Raw genomic sequence first — 25,232 nt, forward strand, 5'->3', positions numbered from 1 at the left:
CAGCACACTCAACATCTCTGCAGCCTGATCAATCGCCAGTCGGCTCACTGATAGGCATCCCTTCCTATGCCTCAACATTATTGATAAACACAAAAAAACCGCCGCCTCCAGGAATCAGAGGCGGCGGTTTGGTTTGGCGCGGTCGGGCCGGATCAGCCTTGCGCAGAACCTTCGACGCGCACCACTACGCGGCGATTCGGGGCGTTGCAGCGCACTTGCTCGCTTTTGCTACCCCGGCACACGTCGATCACCGGTTCCTGGCTGCCGGCGCTGCTGGCGCTGACCGCAGAAGCTGGCAGGCCGCCGTCGAGCAGGATCCGGCGTACGGTTTGCGCGCGCTTGAGGCCCAGCACCTGATTGCTCGCTTCGCTGCCGAGCGAATCGGTGTGACCGATCACCTGGATGCGCTTGGCCGCAGCGGCGTCGCCACGCAACTGGCTGGCCAGTTCACGGATGGTCGCCCGGCCTTGGGCGGTGATGTCCTGATAACCCGACTTGCCGAAGGCGAACAGCACGTCACCGGACAAGGTATGGTCCTGCTGCGCAACGCCCTGCTGATAGCGGCAGGCTTCGATCGTCGATGCGCGCGACAAGGCGTGGGCCTGCACGCGGCCAGTCGCCAGTTCGCGCTCTGCATCGGCCCGCGCGACCACTTGCGGCGCGCCGGTGCTGGTGCTGTTGACCCGCAAGAAGTAGGTCTTGCCGCCCTGGAACTCCGCCCGATAGGTGTCGCTGTTCTTGCCCTTGTACAGCGGCGCGTCGTTCAGGTAGGCACCCAGAGTGTGGTCGCCCGGCTTCACGCAGAATGCAGTGTAACCACCTGGCAGCAAACCTGTGTGGAAGCGGCGGTCGACATAAACGTGGGCCGCGCCCTTGTCGGCCTGCCCGGCTTCGGCCGCGCGGTAGTACACCACCTGAACCTGATCGTTGCCGACCGGGGCCACCGGCTGATAAGCCGCGCCAAAGGTCTTGGTTTCAGGCGCGGCCTGCGCCAGCAGCGGCAGGCCGGCGAACAGCAGTGCGCCGCACAGGACAAAAGGGGTCGCGTGGTTTCGTTTGAACATGGTCGTGACTCCACCACGGGTGCCGTTCAATCGGCACCCGGGTATTGAATGTATGGGAAAGTTGGCGAATAAACGGGTAACCCGCAGGGACGGAGCAAACGCCCCGCCCCGCTCGGCTTACACCAGGTTGGTGGTGACCCCGTCCTGAACCAACAACTCGGCACCCAGCGCGGAATGCTGATACACCTCGTAGTTCACACCAGCAACAGTCACTTGACCTTGGGACGTCCAACTGCCTGGTTCGGTATCACCCATTAGATTGGACAAATCAACCACGTCACCCGAATTGCCATTGATCATCATCTGTACGTTGTCACTGTCGTGAAACAGGTTGGATTCGCCGTGATTGAGGATATCTCCCAGCGACAGTTTCAAAGTGTTATCGCCCTCTCCGGTAATGTCGATTACTCTCGCACCGGTTTCCTTATTGGCAATAGAACTTAAATCAAAAACCTGCTCTGCCCCGGAGAACGTAAGCACCCCGAAAAGCTCTTCTCCCAGTGAGTTTAAGGCTTCCATGTTCTCCCCCGCCTCCGAAAGAGTTGACGGAGCGACTACTGGACCGCCAAATTCGTTTGGCGCGAAGGCAATATTATCCACCCAAAAATCATTACCACTCCAGGCTGAGACGCCATTAGTAATCGCTAGTTCTACTGTCGTAGTCGCCGTTGCAGTGAAACTTGCAGAAAAAAGGTGGGGAGCTCCAGGAGCTACAATAATAGTTCCACCCACCGCTACATCATCAACACTGAAGCCGAGCCTCGCATAATTCCCGTCTGTTACATGTCCAGCCATGAAACTAAAGTCATAAGTCTTGCCAGCAACCACAGCAATCTCAATAGTCATGACTTTTCCAGCCCAATTTGGGCCAGCAGGGGTCCAAGCACGAAAATTGTAACCCCCACTACCATCATCACCTATCATGCCGCCAGTACCAGCATACCCACCCTCAGCTGTCCAACCTTGAAATGTCGCGTCATTAAAATCCCAAGTGGTGCCTACTTTAAAATCAAAGCTGCTACTTGGCGTACCATGACTTCCATATTCATTAACAGCAACCGCAGTAATATTGTGGCCGCCGCTATTCAACTCAGGGAGTGCATATGACCAATCGCCAAGGCCATCAGCGACAGTTGAACCAATTTCTGTGCGACCATCATAGATTATGATCGTCTCATGAGCCCCAGCAGTCCCTCGAACTTCCGGCTGCACATCATCAGTCACTCCGCCAAAACTGATCGCTCCCGTTTCACCGCCAGCATCATCGATCACTTCGGTAATAGTGGGCGCCGCAGGTGGCGGACCGTTATCTACAACAAAGGTGAACGAATCGGAGATTGGACTGCTGTGGCCCGCGAGATCGACCGTTTGAACCGTAAGGCGATGCGTACCATTGGCCAACGCAACGCTCGGCTCGAAAGTCCAGTCTCCATCGGTATCGACGGGTACGCGACCGATTTCCACATCATTGTCATAAATAATGACGGTGCTGTTTGCCTCAGCCTTTCCGCTGATGGTTGGCCGAACGTCATCGGTAATAGCGCCCGGAATAAGATTGCCCGTCGATGCCCCCTCATCATCGAATACAGAGTCGATGGTTGGCTGGATGGGTGCTGTCAGGTCAACCCTAAAATTAAGAGAGTCGCTCGGATCACTCTCGTTACCAGCCGGATCGCGAACCACGATATCGATGCTATGTGCATCTTCGGACAGATCGTCTATCGGCGTCCAAGTCCAAGAACCGTCTGCCTGCACCGGCGCAGTCCCAATGATGAGGCCGTTATCGCGGATGACCACGGTGTCGCCCGGCGTCAGACCAACCCCTTTGAACTCCGGCTTTGCGTCATCAGTTGCACCGCCTGGACTAATTTCGCCGGTGATCGGCCCTTCATCATCCCACGCCCCTTCGAAGGCTTGGCCCGGCCCCACGCTGCCGTCGCCCGGCAGCACCGGAGCGGTCAGGTCGACTTCGAAGTCCAGCGAATCGCTCGGTACACTTTCATTTCCGACCGGGTCGCGAATGATGATGTCAACGCTGTGATCACCTTCGGCAAAGTCTACATCCGGGGTCCAGGACCAGGAGCCGTCTTCGCCGACGACGACCTCACCAATCACTTCCCCCTTATCTCGGATGACCACAGTGTCACCCGGTTTCAGACCAACGCCGCCGAACTCCGGCTTAGTGTCGTCGGTTTCACCGCCAGGATTAATCACGCCGGTAATCGGCCCTTGGTCATCCCACGCGCCTTCAAAGGCCTGCCCCGGCCCGACGCTACCGTCGCCCGGCATGACCGGTGCGTCGGTATCGACGATGATCAGATGCGGATCGGAAGGATCACTTTCGTTGCCGGCAGGGTCTTTGATGACGATCACCACTTCGTGGTTGCCGTCGCCCAGCTCAGGGTCCGGAGTGAACGACCAGTTGCCGTCTTCATCGACGATGGTCTCGCCGATCACTTCACCGTTGTCGATGATGACGACCGTATCGCCCGGCTCCTGACCGCCGCCGTTGAAGATCGGTTGCTTGTCGCCCGTGGCGCCGCCGTTGCCGATAGGATCGCCGGACTGGTCAACAACCTCGCCGATCACGCCTTTGCCCGGAGCAACGGTATCGATGACGATGGTGTACGGATCGGACGGCAGGCCAGCATTGCCAGCGGCGTCGACCGCCACGGTGGTGAGCACGTACTGACCATCGCCCCACGCGGTTTCCGGCGTATAGCTCCAGGTGCCATCGACGTTGACGATGGTTGACCCGTTTTTCACGCCATTGGCGTAGACGTCGATACGTGCGCCGGCTTCACCGGTGCCGGTCAGTGTCGGGCGGGTGTCGTCGGTATGGCCACCGTTCGCAACAGGGCCGGTGTCGTTGCCTTCATCGTCAATCACAGCAGAGATAGTCGATTTGCCGGGTGCGGTCACATCGACGATCAGCTCAAAGCCTTCGGACGGGATGCCCTCGTTGCCGGCGGGGTCTTTTTCAACCACGACGAGGTTGTGCGCACCTTCAGGCAGCGGCGTGGTGGGAGTGAATTCCCAGCTGCCGTCTTCGCCAACCACTACTTCGCCAATGACTACACCGTTGTCCCTGATGACAACCGTGTTGCCCGGGGTGCCGGTGCCGGTGAAGGTCGGGGTGCGGTCGTCGGTCGCGCCGCCGTGGCCGATCAGTCCCTGTTCATCACCGACATTGTCATAAACACCGGCGATGGGTGCGGTTGGCGGGATGCCAGGGGCGTGATCATTACCGCCATCGCTTTTGTTACTGACGGCATACGCCACACCACCCAGTGCCAGCGCGCCCAGACCGAGCATGGCCGGCATGAAGCCCATCCCGGCCATGCCCATCAGACCAGCGCCAGCGCCCGCGACCAGGCCAGTGCCAAAGCCCGGCAACTGATCCGAAGCCAGCACCTGGGCCGAAGAGTCGCCATCCATCAGGAACGCAGCTTCGTGCTCGGCGTCAGCGTCGGAAGCCACGTACTCGTGGTACTCGCCGTCTTCGGCCATGCCGACCAACTGGCTGTCGCTGCCGTAGAAGTCTTCGATGATCAGTTGCGGCTGATCCAGCCCGGCGCCTTCAAGGCTGACGTGCAGGTCTTTGCCGACACGCTTGACGGTGATGTTCTGTGGCGCGACACCTTTCTCGCCTTCGGCGAGGATATAGCTGCCGCCGCGCACGGCTTTGATTCGTACCGGTTCACCCGCCGCGGCGCTGCGAAGCTCTTGCGTCTGGGTAATCGTCTTGCCGTCTACTACGGCGATATTCACTGCACTTGGGTTCACGTGCTCTGCCCTTCAATTAGTCAGGTTGCTCATCACACCGGGAGTGCCCGGCACGCCTTCAATCAACCAAGGCATTCCGCTTTTTTGGGGGGCCTTAGAGGTATAAGAATTCTCTTGAAGGAGGCGGTCCGCCGATATGAGACCTGTCCCAAAAGCTCAGCCATTCGGGATTTGCGGCAGCCAGCCGCCGCGAACGGGCGGCTGATTAATCAACTGCGGTGGTCGGCCTGCTCCGGACCGTGGCTGTTGCGCAGAGCACTTTCCAGGCGCTGGACCGCGCCAACCGAGAGCGCCGACAGTCCGGGCGCGGACGCTTCCTGCTCGATGGCTCTGGCGAAGCCGGCAATGTCCGGCCTGCCAAGGCTCAGCGCGGCACCGACGATACGGTGCGCTGTGCGTGCAACCTGACGCCAATCCGCTGCACTGACGGCTTGCCGCAACTTCGCCAGGTCGGCTTCGCTGGTCAGCAAAAATTCTTCGTGGAGGCTGGTCGCGGTGGCGGGTTCGTCCATGACAGAGGGGGTCAGGGATTGCCCGGTGTCGCACCACATTTCGATGGTCGACCGCAGTTCGTTGAGGCGCAGGGGCTTGGATAGAACCCCATCGATACCCGCCGACAGGCTGGCGTCCAGATGTTCCGGCCCGACCATGGCCGAGATGGCAATGATCGGCACATGCCGCTCGCTGCCGAGTTCACTTTGGCGAATCCTCGACGCCACGGTATAGCCGTCGATGTCTGGCAGATTGCAGTCGAGCAAGACGATATCGAATGCCGTTTCAGCGATACTGTCGAGCGCCGCTTGCCCGGTTTCCACCAGCACCGCCGCATAGCCCAAGGCGTGCAACTGGCGCTCGATGACGAAGCGGTTCTGGGGATGGTCTTCCACCACCAGCACCGTCAAGGATGCGGGCTGGCAATCCTCGGGATACTGCTCGGCAGTCGCTTGCCGAGCGCTGTCATCGAGGCTTACCAACGGCGCGGCACTCTCGGCCTGACGACTGAGTGCTACCGGGATTTGCACCTCGACCACGGTGCCCTTTCCCGGCTGGCTGTGCAGTTGAATATCGCCTTGCATCAGCTCCACCAGGTCCTTGCAGATTCTCAGCCCCAGCCCCGTCCCGCCGAACTGGCGTGTGGTCGATTGATCGGCCTGGGCAAACGCTCGAAACAGACGACTCTGCGCACGCTTGGCAATGCCGATGCCGCTGTCCTCAACCTTGATCGACAACACGCCCAGCGCCGAATCCTCCTGAGCCATCGACAGGTCGAGGCTCACCTCGACCCGCCCCGCCGCAGTGAACTTGACGGCGTTGGAGATCAGGTTGTTCAGCACCTGGCGCACGCGCTGGGCATCGATGACCGGCCAGACGCCCTCCTCCAATCGCAGCTTGAGCATCAACGGCAGGCCTTTTTCCTGGGCGCGGATTTCGGCAATGCTGACGGCCTCCCGCGCCAGTGCGGCAATGTCGCTGGCCTTGCAATCGAGCGTGACCTTGTTGGCCTCCATCTTGGAAAAATCGAGGACATCATCGAGCAGTTCGAGCAAGCCATTGGCCCCGGATGCCGCCACTTTTGCCAGTCGCGCTTCTTCGGGCGCGAGCTTCGCGCGTTCGAGCAATTCGATGGAGGACAGGATGGCGCTCATGGGCGTGCGGATTTCGTGGCTCATCACCGCGAGGAACATGGCTTTGTCACGCTCACTGCGCTCCGCTCGCCGACGCGCCTTGAGCGCCCGATAGACCAGCACCGCAAACAGTGCGAACAAACACGTCGCCGCCAGTGCCTGCCAGCGGTAGTAATGCAGCACGATCGGCCAGGACGGCAGACCATAATCGGTGGGCACCACCCAGCGCTCGATCATCTGGTCGGTTTCCAGCGCGGTCAGGGAACCGATCGATTTGTTGATGATGGAGAGCAGCAACGGCTGGTCTCTGGAGACGCCCATGCTGACCACGGCCGGCATGTCGACGATCGTCCCGGCGATGTGCAGCGCGCCGAGATAACGGCGCTGCATGATTGGCAGCAATGCGGTATCGACATCGATTGCCGCCTCCGCCTCGCCGGTCGCCACCAGATCAAGGGCCTCGGAAGGTGTGACGACAGTCAGCAGTTGGATGCCGGGGTACTGCTCGCGAAGGCTGCGCTCGTATCCGCCACCGCCCTTGATCGCCACTTTTTTTCCGGATAACTGCCGTGGGTCGTACACCGTGGGGGAATTCGCCCGGGTCACGATAAGCGTCGAACCGGCAAAATAGGGTTGGCTGTAAGCTATTTTGTCGCGCAGTGCCGGCGTGGAAAACGCCTCGGAAACTGCTGGCAGCAGCTCGACCTGGCCTTTATTCAAAGCCTCCCGGGCCTCGCTCCAACTGGCGCCGGGCACCCAGCGGAACTGCAGGCCCGAGACCCGCGAAATAGCCTTCAGGTATTCGGCGCTCAGCCCTTTGTAGACGCCGTTTTCGACGTATTCCAAGGGACGCCAATCGGCACCGACCGCAACGTTGATCACCGGATGCGAAGCTATCCACTCCTGCTCCTGCTCGGTGAACCCTGGGTCTTGCGCGGCGCACAACGGTAGGTAACCGATGCCGAACAGCAGCATCAGCAGCGCTCTGAACAACCGAATCAAGCCAGGCTCAGCTCGCCGTGAATCTTGTGCAGCTCGGAATCGCAACTCACCCCGAGTTTGCGAAAGGCAGATTGCTTTTGCCCGCTGATGGTCTTGCGACTGCGGGTGAACTTGTGCGCAATCTGCGACACCGACATACCATCCAGGCAGCATCGCAGGACCTCCTGTTCCTTGGGGGAAAGCAACGGATGGCTGACAAGGGCAGAATCGGAGTCGACGCGAATCGACTTGCCGACTTCATCTTCCCCTTGCCGGGACGGCACATGCCCCAGCTCCAATGCCACTTCCTGTGCCAGATAGACACGCTCGTACGCCACCGTCCGGATCGCTCCGAGCAGATCGTCGACCTCTTGCGACTTGCCGACAAAACCGCTGGCTCCGGCACGCAGGGCCAACGAAATGGTCGCCAGACTTTCAGCCGAAGAAGACACCAGGATCCGGACCTCGGGATGGCGCACGCGCAGCAAACGAATCAGGTTCAAACCGTCCAATTCGTCCTGCTGCAGAGAATAGTCGAGGACCAGCACATCCACCGCTTCATTGCGCAAGCCGGCCAACAGCTCACGACTGCCTGCATACATGGCAACCAGCTTGAGATCGCGTTCCGATTCAATCCGCGAGCCGAAGCCCCGGCGAACCAACGGGTGATCGTCCAGGATGGCCACGCGCAGAGGTGAAAGATTCGACCATTTCATTTTCGCTTCTCCCGGAATCGGCAAAGTAAAAGATTCATGCTGTCGCGGCGCGGCGGGCCATCGGAAAATCAACTGACAAAGCAGCTTCCCAAGGCCTCGGCGCAATACAAACAAGTATCGGGATCGGGGGTAGCGAAGTGTCTAAGAAATTTCCGAGAGCACACTCGGAAACAGACGGTTCTGAGCTGCCGGATCCGGCATGCGCGAGTTTCGTCGGTCGGCGATACTGTCGTTGGACCTGCCAGGAACCTGATGGCAAGGCAGTTCAGGTCCCGCGTCGCGAGAGCCTTTTGAACAGCTCCATGTCGTTTTTCAATCCAAGTTTGCGGTAGGCCGTCAGCTTCTGCGCACTCACGGTTTTGACGCTGCGCTCGAACATGATTGCAATCTGGGTCACGGTCATTCCGCTGATGCACAACCGCAGCACTTCTCGCTCGCGCAGCGATAGCATCGGATGACCGAGTAGCTGCGTGCCAGGATGATCGGCCTGCGCGCCTGCGCCGGAAACCGACTGACACTGGCTAGCGTCGGCCATGGAGCCGGTGCAGCAATACGACTCACCGGCCGCTACCGCGCGGACCGCTTCGACATAAACACCCAGGGGCTGGGTCTTGCTGACCACGCCATGTCCGCCGGCCGTTAACAGAAGGCTCGCCACGGCGGTGTTGGGCTGTGCCATCAGGACGAGGACTTTCAAGGCCGGATAGTCTTTGTTCAGCGTCTTGATGAGCCCGATGCTGTCGCTGTGATTCAGCCTGTGGTCCATCAATAACAGGTCCAGCTCGCCTTGATCGGCAGCCTGCAAGGCATGCCCGGCGCTGCGATACGAACCCACCACGATCATGCCCGATTGACTGGCGAGGTGGTTGCACAGGCCGTAACGCACGACTTCCTGCTCATCGAGCACCCCAACCCTGATAGTGTTCAACACGGCTTGATTCCCTTTCCCGATAAGCAGCCTGTCCCTTGGCGTGGGGAAGGATGGGTCGTTTGACAAATGACAGAAATGGTTCGAAGCATCTTCGGAGTCTCTCGAAAGGCGCTCTCAAAAAAAGCGAATGCCGGCTGACCTGCATTCTGGTTGCTCGCAGACTATCGATTTCATTGCGGGCGATCCCTAGGATTTGTCTCAAATTACACAGCCGCCCATGCCCCCTCCGCAGAGGCAACGCCTGTCCTCAATACCCTGTTGAAGTCAGTCCATGAACGCGATTTTTTTGTGTCTGACCTCGCTTAACCTTGCGCCTTGAGCCGGTAATACTCGGCCATGAAATCGACAAACGCCCTGACTTTGGCGGGCAAATGTCGGGCATGGGGATACAACGCGTAGTAATGGCGCACGCCGAGGGTGTAGTCCGGAAGAATCCGCACCAGCCTCCCAGCGTGCAGATCGTCCTGCACTGTGGCTAACGTAAAAGCCGCGATGCCGCCGCCCGCCAGCGCGCAAGCATGCAGCGCGGCAATGGTGTCGGTGTGAAAGCTGCTCTCGGGCGTGACGGATATCGGCTCATCCCGGTCATTGATCAGTGACCATTGCGCCGTCCCGGCAAATGTCAGCAGCCGATGCTCGCTGAGTTCGGCGACGCTACGCGGCAAGCCGTGCCTGAATACATAGGCCGACGACGCGACCAGAACCATGGGCGAAACCGTGAGCAACCGCGCGACCAGACTGCTGTCGGCTAACGGGCCACAAATGCGAATGGCGACATCGAAGCCATCGGCCACCAGATCGACGAAAGGGTCCGAGCAGGACAGGTCGACTTGGATATCCGGGTAACGCTGCTGGAACGCAGGCAACCACTGCGCCAGCTCCAGCGTACCGACCACCAGAGGAGCACTGATGCGCAATAAGCCGGAAGGTCGTTCCTGCTCCAGAGTGACGGCCTGCGCCGCCGCATCGACGCGATCCAGAATGTCCACGCACGCTGCGTAATAACGCTCGCCGGCGGCGCTGAGGCTCATGCGCCGGGTATTGCGGTTGATCAGACGCACGCCGAGCGTGGACTCCAGATGCTGCAAGTGTCGCGACACCGAGGAATGAGTCGTGTCCAGCCGCTCGGCAGCGGCCGAAAAACCCTGGGCCTCGACAATGCAACGAAATACACGCATGGCGAACATCTGATTCATAGGTTTAGCGCACCGGTAATTTAACGATCTGGGCCGTGGTCAGCACATCGCCGAAGGTGTCCTCGACTTCGGCCAATGCGGCCTTGTGCAATGCATCTTTGTCGATCTTGTCACCGTTGACCCGGGTAATGTCGCGAGTGGCCGACGCATCGGAGGCGACGATGACGTTGTAGCCAAGGGGCGCAGCGTCACGGGCGGCGCCGGCAACACAAGCGTGGGTCATCAGACCGGAAATGATCAGGGTCTTGATGCCTGCACTCTTCAGGCGCTGATCCAGGTCGGTACTGGCGAACACGCTGACGCTGGTTTTCTGCACAACCGAATCCTTGGCCCGCGGCAGCATGTCCGGGTGGAACTTCACGCTTTCTCCATCAATGGCAAACACCGCGGAACCTGCCGGTGCAACGTGCTGGACGTGATAGACCGGCATCTTGTGGCTGTCGGCGAACTTGATCAGCTCACGCGTCTTGGCCAACGCCTCGGCGCCGTCGGGAATCGGCATGCGCCCCGTGAAATATTCGTTCTGGAAGTCGATCACCAGCAGTGCGGATTTGCCGGCAGGCAACTCGCTGACCGGTTTGGCGCCGGACATGGCGCGAATGGTCGGATGGCCTTCGGCCAAGGCACCCGCGCTGGCAACTATGCCAGAAAATGCACAGGCAGCAAGAAAACGACGAGTCAAACGTGGCATGGGGCATTTCCTTTTCGATTGATTTAGAAAGGGAATGCTAGGAAGGTACGCCTTGTTTGAACACATCACGTACAGCACAGATTCTGTGCCGTTTTTGCACAAACGAACCCGCTCTTCGTCTACAACTGACAACGCATCGAGTTTGGCGCCGTTCATTTTCTTCGCTGATGGCAATTCGCAACCAATTAAGTGAACGAATCAGCTCCGTCTAGAATCAATAGGGGGCAGCGCCCAGCGCGTATATCGCTGCCGGCCCATCATTTGATTATTGGAGAAAACTGCATGCCTCTTAGTGACACCATTCACAGAGCGTTGCTAAGCGCGGAAGAGCGTTCCTCTATCGCCGAAATTGAGGCAACTACCAACATTTTGCAGCTCGTCACACGCATGACAGGAACGCGCTTCGCGGCGATCGCAAAATTCACGGAAACGGAATGGATAGTCTGCTCCGCGTACGACCCAATCGAGTTGGGCATCCACACCGGCGATACGCTGGAACTGGAGACCACGCTCTGCAGTGAATTCCGAAGAGATCCCCAGGTGCTTTTCGTCCCGAAAATAAGTAAAGACGGCAGGTTCGCCACACGCCCGGTCGTGAAGCAATACATGATTGAAAGCTACGCCGGTGCACCTATTTTCCTGCCCGACGGACAACTCTGGGGTGCGCTGTGTGCTTTGGATTCCAGGGCGGTGATATTCGACGACCCGGATCTGGCCGACACTTTAGGCCTGTTCGCGAGACTTATCGGGTGCATCTTTTACTCGAATTTGACAGAGGCCGGGAGCGGTTACGGCAAGACGGGATCGGGTGTTACGGACTAGTGATAACTACCTCTACAACGATTCAACCAGCTCACCGATAGTCGAGTTTCAGATAGGCAAGTCCGACTGCCTCTGAAGCTCGTCCCCTGATCCCCGTTCCGGCTGACGAGTCGTGCAACTGAAGCCTTTCGTACTTTTGTGAGGCCATGTGCCCCCAAACAATGCAGGTCGCCATGCGTATGTACTGCTACAAGGGGCCGCGGTGATGGCCTCAGGCTTGTTTTTTACTCTCGGCCCATCCGCCCACCATCAAGGCCAAGCCCGGAATCCAGAAGGCCGGCGCCGTGATGGCGAAACCACAAACAGCCAACGGTAAGCCTGTCAAAAACAATGGATCTCGAAACGCCTTTTCCATAACAACCTTAAACCACAAGGCCTGCCGGTGTACGGCCCTGGAAAGGGTGTCGACTCAAAACCAACTCAGCAGGCGAAGTACCCTCGCAAATGCTCGTTCACTCGCAAAGCAGGTTAAAACCAACCCCGCTCCCATGACGGTGAATAGAACCCCGCCCACTCCTTTGATGGCGATTAAAAATAATCCCAGCGTCATGACCGCGACACCAAGTGCGCAAAGCGCTTTCCTGCTCGGCTTCTGCTCAGGATATCGATCAAACATTCATTGCCTCCAGGTCACTGCGCATCGGACAACTGTAGCCCACGTGCGCCTACCCCTTCCGCCGAATGCCGGTTGACCCCCCGGCCAGATCACAGCCCGATGCGAAAGGAGCTGCGGACTACTCCCTATTTTTTGCATCTCGGTAGTAGCTATCACATACAACCTCAAGTAAATCTTGGGTGGCCTCGGTCCGCATGCGCAGAACTGTATCCTCAAGTTCTGCTTTGTGTTTTGGCTGCGAGGAGAATTCCCTAATGTCGTTTGCTAATTGAGTCGACATGTGTGGATGTAGCGATATGTATTGCTCTAAAGAAAGCTCCTTTTCGGGACGCTTCTGTGCGCAGACTTGGTAGAGAGCTGCACCACCGACGGCCATCTCATGTTCGCTGGCAGCGTGTGCGGTCGACGCAAAAGTGCAGCCAATAAGCGCGGCGAATGCGCCTATACGCGATCTTTTCAACGGCATTTCTTACTCCAGATTTAATGCTTGGCATCGATGCCGACGCAGACCTATCGGCTGACGCCTAACATTTCTTTAAGTCCACCCCGCTACCAACACAACCCGAATGCACTCCCCTGAGCACCCAACGGCAACCAGCGGAGCAGATGACCGCCGACTGGCGGGAGGACATCCGACAGGGTGTCGCCGAGTGTTTCCGGGCGCTGGAACCCGATCAGCCGGTGCCGGGATGACATCGTCTCGCCTTACCTGATCCACCGCCGGCCGGATCGCAAAAGCAAAAGCAGGCGCAGACGAAAGACCACTGGACTCAGGTCGAAGAGAGATATTTGACGCGGGCCTTCAAAGAGGCCCGGTCAGCGGGGGGCTGTTACAAGGGATGGAAGGAAGAGGAAATGCCAGGCTTCCATGAAGTGCGCGCGCTGTCGCTGCACCTGTATCAGAATGCCGGAAAGGACGGTCAGAAGGTCGCCGGACACGCCAGCGAGACCATGACGAAGAACTACCAGAAGGATCATGCCGAGTTCGTATGGTCAGAGGCAATTTCTGATCTGAATATCAGCGAAATCACCGGATAGTTTTGCGCGGGTTTTGCGCAGGCACAAAAAAGCCGATCCATCTGATCGGCTTAAGTGTCTGATTTAATCAGGAATAATGGTCGGGACGGAGTGATTCGAACACTCGACCCCTAGCACCCCATCTCCTTTTTTATACTTCTTGAAAGACTCCAAAATTTTACTCTGGAATTTTCTAAGCTAGTATTTACCTGAGCTCCAGCGGTGTTCTGCTCTACGAGAGTCCAGTAACGTCCATCAAGAGCCGACGTTTTTGTGGGGGAAAAAGTAGGGGGAACCCATTTCATGGCCAAAATCACCATCAAAGAACTCGAGTCGCTGACCGCCAACGATGCCGGCCGGATCCTCAGGGAGGATGGCAATCTCGCCGGTCGAATTTCAGTCCGTAAGGACGGCGTGTCGGTCAGCTTTTTCTATCGGTATCGCTGGGGCGACCAAAACAAAGAGTACGCCTGCGGAACCTGGCCGCGCAAATCCCTGACGGACATCCGCAAGGCCCGCAACCAAGCCCGGGCGCTCATTGACGAACAGATCAATCCCAACGAACACAAGAAAGCCGCCAAGGCACAGGCATACGCCGCAGCTAACATAGAGGCCGAACAAGTAAAAACCGCGAAGGTGAAAACGCTGACCGTCCAAGATCTGGCCCAGGCCTGGCTATTGGATGGCGTCGCGCGAAAAGACGGCAATGCCGAGTTACAGCGTCGTTTTAACAAGGACCTTTTGCCAGCACTCGGCAAGACCGCAGTGAGCAGTGTCTCCGAACACGATGTTCGGGCGCTGATCCGGGCCGTGATCAACCGCGGCGCTCACCGGCAAGCTATCAGTTTCTTCGCCGACCTCACTCAGATGTTCGGTTGGGCCAGAAAGCGCCAACCTTGGCGGGCCTTATTGATCGAGGGTGATCCAACTGAGCTGGTTGACATCTCCCCCTTGATCCCGGCCGACTACGAAGCCGAAAGAAGCCGCATCCTTTCATCGGCTGAGCTGTTGGAACTGCACAACCGTTTCCAACAAATGACCGCCGATTACAACGCCCTCCCCGCCGGTCAGAAATACGACGGCATTCGACCGTTAAAAAAGGAAACCCAACTAGCGCTCTGGATTAGCCTAGGCACGCTGTGCCGGATTGGCGAGTTGCTGCAGGCCGAATGGAAAAATGTCGATCTGGAGCGGCAGACTTGGTTCCTCCCCAGTGAAAACGTCAAAGGCACCCGGGGCAAGAAGCAGGACCACCATGTCTTCCTCTCTCCCTTTGCCCTGCATTTTTTTCAGGAACTCAAGACCCTGACGGGGCATTCCCAGTGGTGCTTCCCCAACAAGCAGGATGATGGGCATGTGGACGTGAAAGTGGTGAGCAAACAGGTCGGCGATCGCCAGGCCCGATTCAAAAACCGCAAGGCCCTCTCACGACGGCGTCACGACGATACCCTGGTGCTCGCCGACGGCCAGAACGGCGACTGGACGCCACATGACCTGCGCCGTACCGGGGCGACCATGATGCAAGCCTTAGGCGTTAGTCTCGATGTCATCGATCGCTGTCAAAATCATGTCCTGGCCGGCTCTCGGGTGAGACGTCATTACTTACATCACGACTATGCCGAAGAGAAGAAAAACGCCTGGAACCTGTTGGGCGATCGGCTCAGTGCGGTGTTGTCCTCGAACTACGAGTACACGCCAAACGAGTCGATGTTGTCTTTTCCAGTGTACGCGGCGCCAGAGACGCGAACACCGTCATAGGCGGTTGCGCCCATAGCCTCCCGGAATTTAACATCCGCGACACCCCGTGTTATGGCCTTAAATTCGCGACGAGCAAAGGTGACAGACTGCATGTACACATTCGTGAGCTTCACCGTCGCGGAACTGTTCGAAAAAGTATGGCAAACACCCATGGTCAAACTGGCCCACGAAATTGGTGTTTCCGACGTCGCCGTCGCCAAGGCTTGTCGCAAAGCCGGCATCCCTCTCCCTGGGCGTGGCCACTGGGCCAAATCGGAAAAGCAGCGACAACGAAAACCCAAACCTCCTCAGGTCGAAGGCAATGTCCAATTCCAAGTGCTCGACCGTGACAGTTCGCTCGTCACGGCTGGCACTGATTTGAAGTCACCTATAGTCCGGCGAACGATTGAAGCCCCCTATCAATTAACCGAGCCTCACGCGCTAGTGAGTCAATGGCTAAAGAGCGCAAAAACATCGAAGGTCAAGGACGGCTACCTCGATTACGCAGGCAAGCGTGTCTTGAATGTGATGATTTCGTCGACATTGATAGAACGCTGCGCAATCCTTTTTGATGCATTGATCAAAGAGGGTGAGGCTGACGGTTGTTCATGGAAGATCAACGTTGAAGGAAAAACAGTCGTCACGGTCAACGATGAGCCTATAACCGTGCGACTCGTGGAGCGATTAGCCAAGCACCCTATCCCACCGCCACCTCCGCCAAAACGCCGCCCAGGCGCTCCATGGGAGCCTAATTTCATGTCCCTGCGAAGCCCACAGTTTGAATGGACCTCCACTGGCGAATTGACGTTTCAGATCGACGCGCGGATGGATTACGGAGAACGGAAAAACTGGAAGGACACCAAGACCGCGCCGCTCGAGAAAAAACTACCTAGCATCCTCGCGGGCTTAAGTTCCGCGTCAGTTTCTATCAAGGTCCTCAGAGAGAAAGAGGCGGCAAGAAATCGTGAATGGGCTGAAGATGAAAGACGACGCCTTGAACGAGCCCGTGCAACAGAGACTCAACGTCGCCTCAGACTAAGCGTCGTTAAACATACAGAGCGATGGGAACGTGCCGAGCGCTTACGAGCCTTCATAAAAGCGGTGGAAGATCGGCTAAAAATTGCCCCGATCGCAGATCGTGAAATGGCATATCCTTGGATCGACTGGGCTCGCAAGCAGGCTGATCTCTTGGATCCTTTGCAGGAGAATCTGGCATTAATTACGACTATGGACGTAGAGTTAGAAAGCTGGTTCTGCGGCTCACATTACGGACAGGCAGAGAAAGGTTGGTGGTCTGAGTAGTGGGACGATATAGATCTCAGCAAACACGCCTTTGAGTGGCTCTAATCGTAACGTGTAGACAATTGGTCACCTCCAATTTCCTGCTGCTACGCTGTCCTCACACGGAGGATAACCAATGACCAATTCAGACCTGCTCCCTTCCTTGCTTTTCAAGATCAATCAAAACCAACTCGCCCTCGAAGCTGCCATCATGGAGCTAACACTTTGGGTCGAGCATCGCGGATCTGCTGATGTCGCCGAGAATGTTCGCGGTGCGCTAGACACAATCAGCCGAAACGAAGAGTTCATCAAAATGACACTCGCGGTGCTGATGGCGCCGGAGTGACGTCGTCTGGGGAGGGCATGCCACGCGCCGCCTAATTCCTCTGCGGGCGAAGGTATCCAAACAATCCCGTTGGGTAGCTGCCTGAAAAATGCTTCTGCAACTCGAGCGTTGGCACCCTCCTTAGACTGCCTTTATCTGTTAACAACAAGCAACAATCGACCGGAAGCGGTCCAGTCGACTGCTCAAGTGAAGGTGGCTGGTTGTGGCGAAGTAATTTTTTTCAAAGCTAGGCAATGTAGATAACTCAATAGCAATGGCATCATGTGCTACCTAGCCTCAGCCTTAAGCTGGCGTAGAGATAGAGACTTGGAATGGTCAACCAGAATACTAAGGAGATAAAGTGGCACTTACGTTTGATCGTTGGGTAAAACCAGAGCAGACCAGTTGGGCTCTTTGGCAGTTTAGCGAGTACGAAGCTCAGCTGAACAACATGTACTGGTCCTCTGTAGCGCTTGAACAGTTCGCCATGCATCACGTCAGAAAATCGCCAGAAGAAAGCATCAAGAGCGTGTTAAAAGCTTCAGGCCCGAACGCAGCCAGATTTGATGCGGGTAGGAGCGTATTCCTAAAAAATGTAAAGGACATGGGGAACTGGAAGCGAGCAAGTTTTATTATGGCAGCTACCGGCGCAATGGAAAACTACTTCCAAAGAGCAGTTCTGGTCGCATTGAAATCTGATCCTGCACTCTTGCACGGAAAATCTAAAGCCATTGATGGCGTCCAATGGTTAAAAATTGGTATTGATGTCGACCATTCGGAAATTTTGACAGCTGTCACGAAGGGATCATGGGGGACGAGATATTCAAAATTAAAATCGCTCTTTGGTGAGCTTCCAGACATCCGAGACAACGTGGATGATCTGGATAAAATTAGGGTATTTAGAAATGGTGTAGGCCATGCATTTGGCAGGGAATTAGATGCAAAACCGCGATTGCTTCGGAGGGGGACAGACGAAATTACCCCACTAACAGAAGAAAAATTCAAAAAATGGTTAGGGCAAATCTCAGGAATAACGCGGGAATTTGACAGACATGTTGTTCAACATCACATTGGCGATTTCGAGTCCCTCTTATATCTCCATGAATATATTATCAAGGCGGACCGATCGAAATTTTCTCTTCGTCGTTTTTCAAAGGCATTCAAATCTAATATCGGCCAGGAGCAGGGCCACTCGAAAAGCATCCAGTATTACGAAGATATGATCACTTACTATGACTCAGTGGTTTGAGGACGTTCGACAAGCATAGAGTTGCTCCTATTTCATCACCGGCATCATGAGACAGAAAAATCATCGTACTTCCATTAAACCGCCCTCTAAGTTCGCCGTTAGCTACCGTTCGTGTTCGGTTGCTCTCGGCCAGTAGCGGATCTGCAGCCTAGCGGCAGATGGCAAAGATGGAGATATGAATCGCCTATGAAACGAGGGCCGATTCAGTTGGCACTTACGGACCCCACGCCCAATGGCTGCTCTTGCTTCCGGGCTATCTTTCCAAGGGAGATATTACCTGCAGCAGCCCGCTAAGAAGTCTCTAAGAAGCGCTTGAGCAGAATCAGACTTACCAGTATAAATACTAGGTAGCACACGCGAGTTAGAACACCAAGCTTAGACTTGGCAGACTCAGAGGACGATGACAGCTTCATACGAGAATCCTCAATCTTTTCCTGTATTTCTTCCACGCCAACAACGATATCATCATACTTTTTAGTGGAACGATTAAACTCTTCCGCGAGCAAATTTATGTGGCTAACAACATTGTTATTCAGGGAGATTATCATCCAGGTCGAAATTATCAAGCCGACAAGTATAATTAAGTAATCCCATGAAGTCGTGGCCGGCTTTAAGATGGCGCCAGCTGCCACAATACCACCTGGTACAGCAAACGCTTTGGTTTGCTGAGCCATGATAGCCTCTTGGACCTTGCCCAAAAAGCTAACGCAATCATTTTCGATTTCTGTCAGTATTTTGTTAACTGAAAACTTACTAACGTATACTTTATAGCGCTCGTTATATTTCTTGTAGAACTTTGAGACAGACTCCATAATCAATCGGAGGCTGCAGTCCTTTTCATCCTTCAAAAGATCCGTCAGCGTTTCGCGCATTACGTGACGGCGCTCTTCGCAATGAACATCTTCATCGGCCATAACCGCTGCATGCAGCTTTTGAGCGTCTTTTAAATCCTTTTCCCCCACGTCGATGGCCAGCAGCTCATCGCATTTCATTAGGTAGGAAATTTCCATCTTTGTAAGAAGCGATTCTTTCGAGTTGAAGAAAATGTATTTATGGGTTTGACTATCATCACCCTCGCTATGGCAAAGCGTTTTTAGCGCTTCTCTAAGTAGAAAGTACAAGTTTATCAGTCGCGAAATTGAGACCTGCTGATCTGCGTCCATGCCGATGATGTGGATATGCTCAGGCTTTTTGCTACGCGTCCGTACTGCATGCCACATAGCTTCGGTGCTGGCAAAAAAAGGCACGAAACAGGCGTCCCAGGCCGAAGGTAAAGAGAGGAAAAGATCAGTTCCAAACAGCTCCAATCTTTCAGGGCTATGACACCCATGCACTTTCAGAAACGCAAAAACCTCCCCCATATCGACCGACCGCGCGTCGAGTATGAGTTGGTCATCATCCAGAGAAATGCGTTCAAGCATCACCGGAACCCGAGGCCGGTCCGCCAGCGTTGATGCTTCTTAGCTGGTTTGATACCTCTATTGGCAGCTTGACCTTCAGATACACGAAATCCTTATCGACGCTAAGGTCCGCATCACTGTCGCCAACGGCCACGGCATCCAGTTTGAAGCGCCCATCAAACTCTCCAGAGGGGAGTTTGATGTTGGTAAAGGCCATGCTTTTGGCAGTTATCCCAGAGGGCTGAAACTCTTCGCTCACCTTGAAGCGTTCAGAGTTTTCTGAGATAAACTTGACGAGTCCGCCGTGATGAGGCGAGTCTTCTTTCAAACACTTGTTGATGACGTGCTGGATTTCTGAAAGGTGGACGCGTTCTCCCGCTTTGCTTTCAATATATTCAACGACGCGCTTGTGAATTGTGCGTCGTTCTGTCAGAGATAGGGTGCTAGCTTCCTCTTGGAGGTATGCACCTAGCGCGTTTTTGAGATTGTCGACGCAAACCTTTCCAGGAATGGAGTCTGAGCAGCCCAATGCGACAGTGAAGAACTCGCTTTTTGAGTTTCCTTTAATAAAGTAGAGGTAAGAGTCACCTGTATTTTTAGGGAAGCCTTTTTTAAATTCTGTCAAATCCATACAGGCAGCTTGACGAAAGTCCTGTAAGTTCAGGCTTTCCGTATCTTTCGGGTTGAGATTGTTGTCATTGTCGAAGTCATAACCAGCCTGCTTGCCAAGCATGACAATCAGCAGATGGTCCACCTGTCGGTGATCTTGGTAGTGCGAAAACACCACGTAGCCTTCATTCAGTGAGCGGCGGGCCGGGTCGTTTGCCTCGTCACAGAGTCGGTCCATCACGCCATTAACAAACGTGTCGAATTCAAGATCGCTGGCATACTTCGAAAAGTTAGCAGCAGCCGAAAGCATGTTCGGATCAACATATCCGTAAATTCTCCCGCTCTTGGAGAACTTTTTACCGATGCGATTTACAAAATCAACGCACACCGGGGAGCTGAGATCCCAGTTGTTACCCTTATTGCTATCGTAAAAAGTCAGACCACCAAGCGTTTTCTTGAAAAATTTCGCTGCACATGCATTTAAAACTACTAGCGGCTTCACCTCAGGTTTTGAAGCCTCTGCTTCATGGAGAGATTGAGGTGAAAATGATGCGCGATCATCCATGCTAGGTACGTCCGTGGTCACTTAAAATGCCGAACGCTTTAACGTCAGCTGCGAGCTAGAGATAGTAGCACAGTGCTGGCATTAGGGCTCCGGATCCTGCTTAGACGCATCCGAGCGTCTATGCCATGCTGTGGCGCACCTTGGATCAGCAAAATTCGGTTTTTTCGCCACTATCGCCTTCAACAAGCCTACGGTACTGATGACGTTCATCACCAGCTTCAGGTTGCACGCGAGCACCTTCAGGCTCATCTCCGCGCTCACCCCGTCAGTTCCATGGTGAGAGAGCGCGTCGCTCCCATCCATCGGTAGAGCGTCCCGAAGGGATACTCAGGAGTCCGTTTTCAAACCCGCATCACCTCTGGTGCTAGGCTCGACCCGCGTTGCATTCCCCCAACACAACTGCATGTTCCCAGCGCTTCACTCGACGATTTGTGCCTGGAGTACAATGGGTTTTCAGCGAGCAACTCTGGCATTTTGAATCGCCCTCTTTCCCAGATGCCCTCGATAGCCTGCTATTAGCCGATAACTGCCAGTTACAACTGACCGCGTTTGACCCATCCCAACCGTCAGAGGCCTCTACGAAGCCAGGGGCGGTTCAGTGCTTTTCACAGTCAAAAACGGATCGTATCTTAAACGTATATGGAACTCTCGATAAGCGGATGGCGAACACACCTACCGTACTCCAGCATTAAGGGCATGGGTCCGCCAATTTCGGCGGATACCATCGTCGTTACGTCTAGGATTGACAAGATAACCTTGCCGGAAGCTTACGGATTGACAACATCTGCCTCACGATAAGGCTCATCCAGCACCTGTCTGCTAGGACTCACTCGGCGCTATGACCAAGGCCCTGCTAAACAGATTGTTCAGATCCGGCGGAAAAACATCTTCATGGCAAGCCGCAAAGTTCTCCTGACGACCACCACCTAACTTCACATACCGCTTCGCGCTCCCGGTCAGTCCACAGGGCGCAGGTGCACTGCTCGGTACCTGTGTGCACCGTAAAGTAATGTTCGACCGCAAGCACATGCTCGCCATCAATAAGCGTCTGGCAGACACACCTTGCTGATAGCTAAACTCCGCCTTTCGTTTTTGGGTGATGGAGCCTACTTGCAGGAGGTAGGCACCACCCTTTTGATGTCCTACGATCCGACGACGCTATCAAGTAGCGTCGTCCCATAGGAGTTGTCCACTACGCATAGCCACTTTTCCGAGATATGTCGAAACACGTAGGTCGCCCTGCGCGAAATCTCAGTTTTCACACCGGCCTTATCCGTGGCCTGTAGTAAGGTCTCCATGATAACGAGAGCTACATCACCTCCTTGTATAACTTGGATCTCCCCCTGTGTGACAACGATGCTGTTATTGAAATGATCCGCAATGGCGACAAAAGCTCGGCGGATGCTCTCTTTGCCTGAGACGGTCAATCCTGGTTTGACCACGAGACTGGCGTCATCCGCATAAAATTTCATCAGTTCGTCGAAGTCTTCGGCTGTGATAGCGCGATCAGCGGCCTCGATTGTCTCTTTGAGAGTTCGGGTAAGTGCGTCCATTCCTTTGCTCCTGTGTGAGCCTCAGAAGCAGGAATGAAAAACCCCGCATTTGAGGCGGGGTTCGGCAGATCGTACGCAGCCCCACCACCTATGTGAAGGCGGTAATAATTGAACTTGCGCAACGGAAACTGTAACTTTTCATGGCATGAATCTGCCGCATAAAGCCAAGAAAATCAACTGATACAATCCTGTATGGACACACCGTTTGCCACTACACCGGTCTCCACTGATGCGGCAGCAGTCTCTTACCGCCAGATGCAAAAAGTCCAGCGCGGGGCTGGGCTTTTCCGAGGCCAGCTTTCGGCCAGTAGTGGACATTCAACTCAACTCGATAATACTCCGCCGACCGTGCATCATGATGCTCGCCACCCCTCTGCTGTGGCACAAGTGCCAGAGGTGCAGAGTCTGACTTCACGAGTCCGCTTTGTTCCCAGCCCGCTCCCAGCGAATGAGCCTGTTGAAATGGAAGTCACCTTATGTTCGAACGTAGCAAACTGGTTCCAGAATTAATGGTCACTGACCTGGCTAACAGCCTGTACTTTTGGGTTTCTTGCCTGGGACTCGAACTAGCTTATCAACGCCTAGAAGACGGATTCGCATATCTCGATTTGAATGGCGCTCAAGTAATGCTTGAGCAGGTTGATTCGGAAGCGGGTCAATGGCTGACTGCCCCCCTGTCTAAGCCGTTTGGAAGAGGAATTAACCTACAGATTGACGTTGTGGCTGTCGCACCCATCATCCAAAAACTTGATCAGGCTGGATTTCCACTCTATCGAGAATGCAAAGACACCTGGTATCGGGCTGACAAAATAGAAGTAGGCCAGCGCGAATTCATCGTCCAGGATCCCGATGGTTATCTCGTAAGGTTGGTAGAGCGGTTGGGTGAGAGACCGGCTTGCTCAATCTGAACCTAAGCCAAGCCGACCGTCAGCTATGGGTCGAAAGCTGTCCGTCGTGGAGTCAGCGCTGCAACTCTTCGGCAAATGGTGGTACAAACTGAGCATATGACGACATGGATAGAGGCGAAATGAATCAGCTGAGTCCCGATCTGCGTGAAGACCTCCTCGAAGTGCTGGATGAGGTCTCTACACTGATGTCCGCTGAATATGCGCAGCTTGGCCCCTTACCTGATGATCATCCACTGGCACAGTCAGGTCTTGAGAATGGGGCAGAGATCGTTCTGGACTACATCGCGCATGGCGAATCGGGTGTCGCACTCGATCATCTGTTCTACATGATCAAAGAGCCTCCTCTCGCTATCTCTGCCAGATCTGCCGAGAAGCTGGCTCGGCTTGCCAAAGTGTTCGAAATGCCCTTGAGCTGGAGGGCATGAGGTCTGATCGGAGAGTAGAACAGGACGCGCCATTGTCGGAGCGGAAGACGGCTACCGGCCAGGAGCGGACGATGGGCACAATAATGGCAAATGGACGGTGTCAAAGATGCTGCTTTCGTATCTAGAAAGCAGAAGGGCTTGCCGTCACACGCGTGGTGTTTCTCTCTGGGCGGTGTCGAGTTTGCCGTGACAACCTCTAACTAGAGAAGACGTTACAGGACAACAATGGCCATTCGACAACACCTGCATGCGGTCCAATAGGCTCAATATCGCCCAACAGACCTCATGTACCCTGAAATTTCAGAGCGAAACATCTACAAACTTATTCTCACCTTCTGGATACCGGACCTCGAACGAAGGCCAGTTAGATAGTATGTTCTGCCATTTCCCAGGCCAGCCCTGCGCATAGTTGAAAATGATCTCAGGCTCGTTACGGGGAGCGACCAACCGCTCGATCAAAGCATGATCCGGGTGTTTGTGAGTTTTCCCGCTCGTGCTGATCAGATACCTTTTGCACCTAAGGACGTCCACCAAAGACTTGTCCGTATTGCCTTTGCTGCCATGATGCGAAACCTTCAGCAGGTCAATCGGCTCTTGATTCGGCAGGTGAATCGCTAGCCCTCTCTTGATGACATCGCAGAAGGCATCCGCGGCGTATCCGTCCGGCCAAGTCATCTACCCAACCCCGCAAAGCCAAGACATGGTGTGCACTTAAATTTAAGTGGGCACCAGTTCTAGCCTTTTAAGCGGGTATTTCATGCAGCCAACACGCCGTTCCTATTCAAAATCCTTCAAGGCTCAGGTCATTCAAGAGTGCGCCCAGCCCGGCGCTTCGATTGCCAGCATCGCACTCAGCCATAACCTCAACGCAAACCTCGTTCACAAATGGATTCGGCTGCAAGCGCAGAAAAGCACAGCACTGGTATCCGTCCGGCCAAGTCATCTACCCAACCCCGCAAAGCCAAGACATGGTGTGCACTTAAATTTAAGTGGGCACCAGTTCTAGCCTTTTAAGCGGGTATTTCATGCAGCCAACACGCCGTTCCTATTCAAAATCCTTCAAGGCTCAGGTCATTCAAGAGTGCGCCCAGCCCGGCGCTTCGATTGCCAGCATCGCACTCAGCCATAACCTCAACGCAAACCTCGTTCACAAATGGATTCGGCTGCAAGCGCAGAAAAGCACAGCACTGCAACCTGCTTTCATTCCGTTGCCTATGCAGCTGGCCGTAGCAAATTCGCACGCAGCCTCATCGAATATCTGCGTTGAAATCCAGCACCCGCGTGGCACCGTCAAAGTGAACTGGCCAACCGAAAGTGCTGCTGCCTGCGCGACCTTTCTTCGAGACCTACTGCGATGATCCGCATTGACTCCATCTGGCTCGCCACCGAGCCGATGGACATGCGCGCTGGCACCGAGACTGCGTTGGCCAGAGTGATCGCGGTGTTCGGTGCGGCGAAGCCGCACTGTGCTTATCTGTTCGCCAACCGCCGCGCCACTTGTATGAAAGTTCTGGTGCATGACGGCTTCGGCATCTGGCTGGCTGCTCGCCGGTTGAACCAAGGTAAGTTCCACTGGCCAGGCATTCGCCACGGCTCTGAAATAGAGTTGGATACCGAGCAACTCCAGGCCCTGGTGTTGGGCCTGCCATGGCAGCGCGCGGGCTGCGGCGGTGCGATCACACTGCTTTAACGGCTGCCATTAGCCTATCGGTCTATCGCCGCGAATTGCCTGGTC

General features: G+C 55.3%; 23 protein-coding genes and 2 pseudogenes. 11 read left to right on the top strand and 14 right to left on the bottom strand.

Annotation, left to right across the window (positions count from 1 at the left end; genetic code table 11):
* Positions 1 to 152: 152 nt before the first annotated feature.
* The 7 genes from HU739_RS07580 to HU739_RS07610 all read right to left on the bottom strand — a co-directional run bounded on the left by HU739_RS07580 (position 153) and on the right by HU739_RS07610 (position 10,990).
* Positions 153 to 1,064: an OmpA family protein gene (locus tag HU739_RS07580; protein ID WP_186552407.1), complete on the bottom strand. Its 912-nt coding sequence runs from the start codon at positions 1,062 to 1,064 to the stop codon at positions 153 to 155.
* A gap of 117 nt (positions 1,065 to 1,181) precedes the next feature.
* Positions 1,182 to 4,850 (bottom strand): Ig-like domain-containing protein, encoded by a 3,669-nt coding sequence (locus tag HU739_RS07585; RefSeq protein WP_186552406.1) that lies wholly within the window; start codon positions 4,848 to 4,850, stop codon positions 1,182 to 1,184.
* Between the two features lie 209 nt (positions 4,851 to 5,059).
* The gene (locus HU739_RS07590) at positions 5,060 to 7,477 is read right to left on the bottom strand and encodes an ATP-binding protein (RefSeq protein WP_186552405.1); all 2,418 of its coding nucleotides are present in this window, start codon (positions 7,475 to 7,477) and stop codon (positions 5,060 to 5,062) included.
* The gene (locus tag HU739_RS07595) at positions 7,474 to 8,286 is read right to left on the bottom strand and encodes a response regulator transcription factor (RefSeq protein ID WP_323790887.1); all 813 of its coding nucleotides are present in this window, start codon (positions 8,284 to 8,286) and stop codon (positions 7,474 to 7,476) included. The genes HU739_RS07590 and HU739_RS07595 overlap by 4 nt, the downstream gene beginning before the upstream one ends.
* 151 nt (positions 8,287 to 8,437) lie before the next feature.
* Complete coding sequence (locus HU739_RS07600; RefSeq protein ID WP_186552404.1) at positions 8,438 to 9,103, bottom strand: response regulator transcription factor; 666 nt, start codon at positions 9,101 to 9,103, stop codon at positions 8,438 to 8,440.
* 302 nt (positions 9,104 to 9,405) lie between these two features.
* Entirely contained in the window at positions 9,406 to 10,299 is an 894-nt protein-coding gene (locus tag HU739_RS07605; RefSeq protein ID WP_186552403.1) for a LysR family transcriptional regulator, read from the bottom strand.
* 4 nt (positions 10,300 to 10,303) lie between these two features.
* Positions 10,304 to 10,990: a cysteine hydrolase family protein gene (locus tag HU739_RS07610; RefSeq protein ID WP_186552402.1), complete on the bottom strand. Its 687-nt coding sequence runs from the start codon at positions 10,988 to 10,990 to the stop codon at positions 10,304 to 10,306.
* 282 nt (positions 10,991 to 11,272) lie between these two features.
* Here HU739_RS07610 and HU739_RS07615 point away from each other — a divergent pair, with 282 nt between their 5' ends.
* Positions 11,273 to 11,812, top strand: coding sequence for a GAF domain-containing protein (locus HU739_RS07615; RefSeq protein ID WP_186552401.1), 540 nt, complete (start codon positions 11,273 to 11,275; stop codon positions 11,810 to 11,812).
* Between the two features lie 409 nt (positions 11,813 to 12,221).
* On the opposite strand, the gene HU739_RS07620 is transcribed toward HU739_RS07615, so the two are convergent.
* Both HU739_RS07620 and HU739_RS07625 read right to left on the bottom strand, forming a co-directional pair.
* Positions 12,222 to 12,428, bottom strand: a complete 207-nt coding sequence (locus HU739_RS07620; protein ID WP_186552400.1) for a hypothetical protein — start codon at positions 12,426 to 12,428, stop codon at positions 12,222 to 12,224.
* Between the two features lie 118 nt (positions 12,429 to 12,546).
* Positions 12,547 to 12,894, bottom strand: a complete 348-nt coding sequence (locus tag HU739_RS07625; RefSeq protein WP_186552399.1) for a hypothetical protein — start codon at positions 12,892 to 12,894, stop codon at positions 12,547 to 12,549.
* 207 nt (positions 12,895 to 13,101) lie between these two features.
* Here HU739_RS07625 and HU739_RS07630 point away from each other — a divergent pair.
* The 5 genes and pseudogenes from HU739_RS07630 to HU739_RS07650 form a co-directional block, all read left to right on the top strand.
* Positions 13,102 to 13,466, top strand: a pseudogene (locus HU739_RS07630) (integrase); the annotation flags it as partial.
* 282 nt (positions 13,467 to 13,748) lie between these two features.
* Positions 13,749 to 15,203 (top strand): tyrosine-type recombinase/integrase, encoded by a 1,455-nt coding sequence (locus HU739_RS07635; RefSeq protein ID WP_186552398.1) that lies wholly within the window; start codon positions 13,749 to 13,751, stop codon positions 15,201 to 15,203.
* Positions 15,204 to 15,293: 90 nt separating this feature from the next.
* The gene (locus tag HU739_RS07640) at positions 15,294 to 16,484 is read left to right on the top strand and encodes a hypothetical protein (RefSeq protein WP_186552397.1); all 1,191 of its coding nucleotides are present in this window, start codon (positions 15,294 to 15,296) and stop codon (positions 16,482 to 16,484) included.
* Positions 16,485 to 16,599: 115 nt separating this feature from the next.
* Positions 16,600 to 16,809 carry a hypothetical protein gene (locus HU739_RS07645; protein WP_186552396.1) on the top strand — a complete coding sequence of 70 codons (210 nt, stop codon included), beginning with the start codon at positions 16,600 to 16,602 and terminating at the stop codon, positions 16,807 to 16,809.
* A gap of 340 nt (positions 16,810 to 17,149) precedes the next feature.
* Positions 17,150 to 18,037, top strand: a complete 888-nt coding sequence (locus tag HU739_RS07650) for a hypothetical protein (protein WP_186552395.1) — start codon at positions 17,150 to 17,152, stop codon at positions 18,035 to 18,037.
* Between the two features lie 290 nt (positions 18,038 to 18,327).
* Here the strand turns inward: HU739_RS07650 and HU739_RS07655 are convergent, their stop codons facing one another.
* The 4 genes and pseudogenes from HU739_RS07655 to HU739_RS07665 all read right to left on the bottom strand — a co-directional run bounded on the left by HU739_RS07655 (position 18,328) and on the right by HU739_RS07665 (position 22,164).
* Positions 18,328 to 19,458 carry a hypothetical protein gene (locus HU739_RS07655; RefSeq protein ID WP_186552394.1) on the bottom strand — a complete coding sequence of 377 codons (1,131 nt, stop codon included), beginning with the start codon at positions 19,456 to 19,458 and terminating at the stop codon, positions 18,328 to 18,330.
* Positions 19,451 to 20,611: a nucleoid-associated protein gene (locus HU739_RS07660; RefSeq protein ID WP_186552393.1), complete on the bottom strand. Its 1,161-nt coding sequence runs from the start codon at positions 20,609 to 20,611 to the stop codon at positions 19,451 to 19,453. Before HU739_RS07660 ends, HU739_RS07655 begins: the two co-directional genes overlap by 8 nt.
* Positions 20,612 to 20,776: 165 nt before the next feature.
* A pseudogene (locus tag HU739_RS26700) lies at positions 20,777 to 21,089 on the bottom strand (IS5/IS1182 family transposase); the annotation flags it as partial.
* A 664-nt stretch (positions 21,090 to 21,753) separates the two neighbouring features.
* Positions 21,754 to 22,164, bottom strand: coding sequence for a YybH family protein (locus HU739_RS07665; RefSeq protein ID WP_186552392.1), 411 nt, complete (start codon positions 22,162 to 22,164; stop codon positions 21,754 to 21,756).
* Positions 22,165 to 22,640: 476 nt separating this feature from the next.
* On the opposite strand from HU739_RS07665, the gene HU739_RS07670 reads away from it, so the two are divergent.
* Complete coding sequence (locus HU739_RS07670) at positions 22,641 to 23,072, top strand: bleomycin resistance protein (protein WP_186552391.1); 432 nt, start codon at positions 22,641 to 22,643, stop codon at positions 23,070 to 23,072.
* Positions 23,073 to 23,191: 119 nt separating this feature from the next.
* Positions 23,192 to 23,497, top strand: a complete 306-nt coding sequence (locus HU739_RS07675) for a hypothetical protein (RefSeq protein ID WP_186552390.1) — start codon at positions 23,192 to 23,194, stop codon at positions 23,495 to 23,497.
* 300 nt (positions 23,498 to 23,797) lie between these two features.
* On the opposite strand, the gene HU739_RS07680 is transcribed toward HU739_RS07675, so the two are convergent.
* Complete coding sequence (locus tag HU739_RS07680; protein WP_186552389.1) at positions 23,798 to 24,172, bottom strand: hypothetical protein; 375 nt, start codon at positions 24,170 to 24,172, stop codon at positions 23,798 to 23,800.
* 82 nt (positions 24,173 to 24,254) lie between these two features.
* Between HU739_RS07680 and HU739_RS07685 the strand changes: the two genes are divergently transcribed.
* The 3 genes from HU739_RS07685 to tnpB are packed head-to-tail and all read left to right on the top strand — an operon-like array spanning position 24,255 to position 25,187.
* Positions 24,255 to 24,503 carry a transposase gene (locus tag HU739_RS07685; protein WP_225922816.1) on the top strand — a complete coding sequence of 83 codons (249 nt, stop codon included), beginning with the start codon at positions 24,255 to 24,257 and terminating at the stop codon, positions 24,501 to 24,503.
* A 19-nt stretch (positions 24,504 to 24,522) separates the two neighbouring features.
* The gene (gene tnpA, locus HU739_RS07690) at positions 24,523 to 24,855 is read left to right on the top strand and encodes an IS66-like element accessory protein TnpA (RefSeq protein ID WP_225922817.1); all 333 of its coding nucleotides are present in this window, start codon (positions 24,523 to 24,525) and stop codon (positions 24,853 to 24,855) included.
* On the top strand, positions 24,852 to 25,187 hold the full coding sequence (tnpB, locus tag HU739_RS26705; RefSeq protein ID WP_186552461.1) for an IS66 family insertion sequence element accessory protein TnpB: 336 nt from the start codon (positions 24,852 to 24,854) through the stop codon (positions 25,185 to 25,187). The genes tnpA and tnpB overlap by 4 nt, the downstream gene beginning before the upstream one ends.
* Positions 25,188 to 25,232: the final 45 nt, after the last annotated feature.

The organism is Pseudomonas hamedanensis (assembly GCF_014268595.2).
In the GTDB taxonomy this organism is placed as follows: Bacteria; Pseudomonadota; Gammaproteobacteria; order Pseudomonadales; family Pseudomonadaceae; genus Aquipseudomonas; species Aquipseudomonas hamedanensis.